The sequence below is a fragment of the Kitasatospora sp. NPDC096077 genome (genome assembly GCF_040303245.1).
GTDB lineage: Bacteria > Actinomycetota > Actinomycetes > Streptomycetales > Streptomycetaceae > Kitasatospora.
The window spans coordinates 14,955-19,516 of record NZ_JBEOSV010000040.1 but is presented as its reverse complement, the minus strand read 5'-3'; the positions used below and the strand labels follow the sequence as shown (position 1 = coordinate 19,516).

General features: G+C 74.7%; 4 protein-coding genes. 3 read left to right on the top strand and 1 reads right to left on the bottom strand.

The features are described 5' to 3' along the window. Window positions 1-143: 143 nt before the first annotated feature. Window positions 144-1,706, bottom strand: coding sequence for an MFS transporter (locus ABTZ03_RS28345; protein WP_350515932.1), 1,563 nt, complete (start codon window positions 1,704-1,706; stop codon window positions 144-146). Window positions 1,707-1,841: 135 nt separating this feature from the next. On the opposite strand from ABTZ03_RS28345, the gene ABTZ03_RS28340 reads away from it, so the two are divergent. The 3 genes from ABTZ03_RS28340 (at window position 1,842) to ABTZ03_RS28330 (ending at window position 4,411) form a co-directional block, all read left to right on the top strand. Continuing rightward, window positions 1,842-2,840, top strand: coding sequence for an Lrp/AsnC family transcriptional regulator (locus tag ABTZ03_RS28340; protein ID WP_350515931.1), 999 nt, complete (start codon window positions 1,842-1,844; stop codon window positions 2,838-2,840). Window positions 2,841-2,991: 151 nt separating this feature from the next. Next, window positions 2,992-3,297 carry a hypothetical protein gene (locus tag ABTZ03_RS28335; RefSeq protein WP_350515930.1) on the top strand — a complete coding sequence of 102 codons (306 nt, stop codon included), beginning with the start codon at window positions 2,992-2,994 and terminating at the stop codon, window positions 3,295-3,297. A gap of 145 nt (window positions 3,298-3,442) precedes the next feature. Then, on the top strand, window positions 3,443-4,411 hold the full coding sequence (locus ABTZ03_RS28330) for an alpha/beta fold hydrolase (RefSeq protein ID WP_350515929.1): 969 nt from the start codon (window positions 3,443-3,445) through the stop codon (window positions 4,409-4,411). Window positions 4,412-4,562 lie beyond the last annotated feature (151 nt).

Genomic DNA, 4,562 nt, shown 5'->3' with positions numbered 1-4,562 from the left:
GGGTGTTGTTGTCGCGGGGGTTGTTCGCGCGCGGGGGGGGGGGGCGGGGCCCGCCCCCGCGCGGCGCGGGGGGGGGGGCGGCCCCGCGCCCGGGGCCGGCCGCCCCACCCCCCCCCGCGCGACGAACCCCACGAGGAGCCGGGTCAGCGGCCCGCGGCCGCCGCGGGCAGCGTCACCTCGGGTGCGGTCGCCGCCGAACCGGTCGCCACCGGTGCCGCGGGCCGCCCGTCCTCCGCCGACCGGCGGCCCACCAGGACGAACACCAGCACCGCGCCGAGCAGCCCGAGCCCGCCGGACACCAGGAACGAGTCCCGCAGACCGACCGCGAAGGCTTGGTGCACCAGCTCCGTCACGGCCGCCACCTGGCCCTGCGGGGCGTGGCCGATCACCGCGCCCGCCTGGCCCGACGTCAGTGCGTCGGCCGCCTGCTTGGCGTCCGGCAGCACCCCGCCGCGCAGGTGGTCCTCCACCCCGGCCTGGAAGACCGCGCCGAGCACCGCGATGCCGAGCGCGTTGCCCAGCTGCCGGGCGGTGTTCAGCGCACCGCCGGCCATCCCGCTGCGCCGCTGCGGCACGGCGGCCATCGCCGCGGCCGCCATCGCCGGGGTGGCGAGTCCGACTCCGGCCCCGGCCACCGCCAGGCCCGGCGCCAGCACCGGCCAGCTGGAATCCGCCCCGATCAGGGCCTGCAGCAGCGCGCCGACCGCGATCAGCAGCAGGCCGCCGCCGATGGTGAGCCTCGGCGAGGCCCCGTGCAGCCGCCGCCCGGCCACGGCCGCCACCACGAAGGCCAGCGCGCTCATCGGCACCAGCGCGAGCCCGGCCGCCACCGGCCCGAGCCCGCGCACCGACTGCAGCCAGAGCGAGGTGTAGACCAGGTAGGAGAAGGCGGCCACGGAGAGCAGCATGCCGCCTGCGAGCACACCGGTGAAGCCCGGGTTGCGCAGCAGCCCCAGGTCGAACATCGGGTTGCGGCCCTTGAGCTCGGCCAGCACGAACACCAGCAGCGCGACCGCGCTGAGCGCGAACAGCCCCAGCGTGCTGGTGGAGCCCCAGCCGTCCGCCGCGCCCCGGATCAGCGCGAAGGTCAGCGCGCCGGCCGCCACGGTGAAGCTGACCAGGCCGGGCAGGTCCAGCCCGCGCGCCTGCGGGTCGCGGGACTCCCGCACCGCGCGCAGTGTCACCACCACCGCCAGCACGCTGATCGGCAGGTTGATGAAGAAGATCCACCGCCAGCCCAGGTGCTCGGTCAGCAGTCCGCCGACGATCGGCCCGGCGGCCGCGGCCGCGCCGTTCACCGCGCCCCAGACACCGAATGCGATGCCCCGGTCCCGGCCCTGGTAGGAGGTGTTCAGCAGGGCCATGGTGGTGGCGAACATCGCCGCGCCGCCTATTCCCTGCAGGCCGCGGAAGAGGATCAGCTGACCCCCGGTGTCGGCCAGTCCGCAGGCCAGCGAGGCCGCGGCGAACAGGCCGAGCCCGCACAGGTACGTCCGCCGCCGGCCGAACCGGTCGGCCAGCGAGCCGGCGCCCAGCAGCAGGGCCGCCAGGGCCAGCGCGTAGATGTCCAGCACCCACTGCAGGTCGGTGAAGCTGGTGTGCAACCCGGTCGCCATGTCGGGCAGCGCCACGGTCACGATGGTGACGTCCACCAGCAACATGAACGCCCCCAGGCTCACCGCGGTCAACGGCAGCCACTTGCGCATTTCGTCTTCTCCTGGATCTCTCTGGATTCCGTTGTCGAGTCGGGAAGACGGTGCCATCCGGATCGCCGGGAACCCCTACCAGGGTGCCCGGGGTGGCGGAAACCGATCACCGGCGGCGCTGGCATGATGGATTCCATGCCCATCACTCTTCTGGATGACCTGGACCAGGCACTGGTGCAGGCGCTGATGCTCAGCGGCCGGGTGCCGTTCAGCCGCCTCGCCGAGGTGCTGGAGGTCTCCGACCAGACGGTGGTCAGGCGCTACCGGCGGCTGCGCGGCGAGGGGCTGATCCGGGTCATCGGCCGGCCGGTCGGCCACCGGGTCGGGCTGGTGGAGTCCTGGCTGCGGTTGCAGTGCCCGCCGGACACCGCGCTCTCGGTCGCCGACGCGCTGGCCCGCCGCCCGGACATCTCCTGGGTGAACCTCAACTCCGGCGGCACCGAGGTGCAGTGCATCACCCGGGCGCGCTCCCGGGAGGAGCACGACGAACTGCTGCTGCGCCAGCTCCCACGGACCCGCCGGGTCGTCGCGATCACCGCGCACAGTGTGCTGCGCTCCTTCACCGGCGGCCCGCGGCACTGGCGCGGGCTGGACGTGCTGACCGCGCGCCAGGTCGCCGAGCTGGCCGATCCGGTGCCCGAGCGGCACGGCGAGCGGGTCCGGCTGGACGCGGCGGAGCAGGCGATGTTCGCCGTGCTGGCCCGGGACGGCCGGGCCGGCTACCCCGAGCTGGCCCGGGCCGCCGGGCTCTCCGAGTCCACCGCCCGCCGACGGCTGGACCACCTGCGCGAGCTCGGGGCCTACTACCTGGACGTGGAGGTCGACCCCCGGCTGCTGGGCTTCGAGACCCAGGCGACCCTGATGATCACCATCACCCCGGCCGCCCTGGCCGCCGCGGGCGCGGCCCTGGCCACCCACCCGCAGGTCCCGTTCGCGGCGGCGATCACCGGCTCGGCCAACCTGGTGGCGATCACCATCTGCCGGGACAACGACGCGCTCTACACCTACCTGACGGAGCAGATCGGCGCACTGGAGGGGGTGCAGCACGTCGAGGTGGTGCCGCAGCTGCGCTCGGTCAAGCGGGCGGGCATGCTGATGGACGGCACCCGGCTGGTGGACCCGCCGACGGCCTGACGCGACACCGGCTCCGGCCCTTTCCCGCGTCCGCCCCGCGGGTGCTGCCGGACCGGCGCCCGGAGGGATCCGAACGAGTGGGATTGGGTCGGCCCCGACGGGGCACCCGCTCCCCGGGGCCGAGGGGCGGCCGCGCGAGGAGGCGGACAGCATGGGCGGGCGGAAACGGGACGAACTGCCTTCAACCGAACGGGAATCGGGCCGGAACCGTGCGCTCGACGCCCGGCTGCGCCGGTTCGGGTTCGGACTGCGCGGCCGGGCCTGGGGCGCGATGTGCGGCGTCCGACCCCGTACGGTGCTGGGGCTCGCCATGCTGTCCCTGGTCCTGCTGGCCGCCGGCCTGCGGGCCTCGGCGGCGCCCGTGCCCTGGGCCCTCACCGGTTGCTGGGTGCTGACCCTCGCGATCGCCTTCGCGGTGCTGTGCGCCTGCGCCGAGGGCCGGCGGACGAAGCGGTAGCCCCGGCCCCGGCCCCGTCGTCGTACGGAGAACTCGAACAGCGGTACGCATTCACCCGGGTGCGCAGGGTGATCCGTCGGTCGGGTGGATTGTGTGCGCAAGGTGGTTCCAGCCCCCTCTCCCACCCCGCTGAAAGGCAGCACTCATGGGCATATCGCCGTCCCGTCGCCCGATCTCCTCCGCCGTCACGGTGGCGCTCGCGGCCTGTGCGGTCGCCGCCACGGCGTCGCCCGCCCTCGCCGCAGTGGCCGGCGGCCCGACGGGTGGGGGAGGGAAGCCGACGGTGGTGTTGATCCACGGGGCGTTCGCCGACGCCTCCGGCTGGAACGACGTCGCCGAACGCCTGACGGCCGACGGGTACCCGGTCGTCGCCCCGCCCAACGAACTGCGCGGCGTGGCCAATGACGCGGCGTACGTGGCGAGCGTGCTCAAGAGCATCACCGGCCCGATCGTGCTGGCCGGGCACTCGTACGGCGGAGCCGTCATCTCCCAGGCCGCCGCCGGCATCGCGAACGTGAAGTCGCTCGTCTACCTGTCGGCGCTGATGCCCGACGTGGGCGAGTCGCCGGCCGAGCTGTCGGCGAAGTTCGCCGGCAGCGAGCTCGGCACCGCGCTCAACCCGGTTCCCTACACGGAGCACGGCGGCAGCGGCACGGATCTGTACCTCAAGAGCGACAAGTTCCGCGACGTCTTCGCCGCCGACCTGCCCGAGGCGCAGACCCGGACGATGGCCGCCGAGCAACGCCCGCTCGCCCAGGCCTGGTTCGGCGAGAAGCTCACTGCCGCGGCCTGGCACGACATCCCGTCCTGGTTCCTGGTCTCCCGGCAGGACAAGGCCATCGCCCCCGAGCTGGAACGCTTCGAGGCGAAGCGCGCCAAGGCGCACACCGTCGAGATCGACTCCTCGCACGTGGCGATGATGTCCCACCCCGATGTCGTCGCCCAGCTGATCCGCGAGGCCGCGGGCTTCGGCGGTGCTGGTGCGGTCCCGGCTGAGCTTGCGGCGACCGGCTCCCACGACCGGGCCGTCGCCCTGGTCGGAGCCGCGGGAGCCGCCGCGCTGCTGACCGGCGCGGCGCTCACCCGGATCGCCCGCCGCCGCTCGACCCGCTGACCGACCGGCCCGGCTGGTACGGCCGGTACGCAAGGCGGGCGGGCCCCCCCCCGGGGGCGGGGCCCCCCCCCCGCCCGCGTTCAACTTGCCCTGGCAAACCCCCGCCCCGGGGCGGCCCGCGGCCGACCGGAATGTCGGCCGATTCCTTAAG

Bases quoted from the DNA above. Each gene is read 5' to 3' on its own strand.
- ABTZ03_RS28340 (WP_350515931.1), top strand. From the start codon at position 1,842: ATGCCCATCACTCTTCTGGATGACCTGGACCAGGCACTGGTGCAGGCG.
- ABTZ03_RS28330 (WP_350515929.1), top strand. From the start codon at position 3,443: ATGGGCATATCGCCGTCCCGTCGCCCGATCTCCTCCGCCGTCACGGTG.
- ABTZ03_RS28345 (WP_350515932.1), bottom strand. From the start codon at position 1,706: ATGCGCAAGTGGCTGCCGTTGACCGCGGTGAGCCTGGGGGCGTTCATG.
- ABTZ03_RS28335 (WP_350515930.1), top strand. From the start codon at position 2,992: ATGGGCGGGCGGAAACGGGACGAACTGCCTTCAACCGAACGGGAATCG.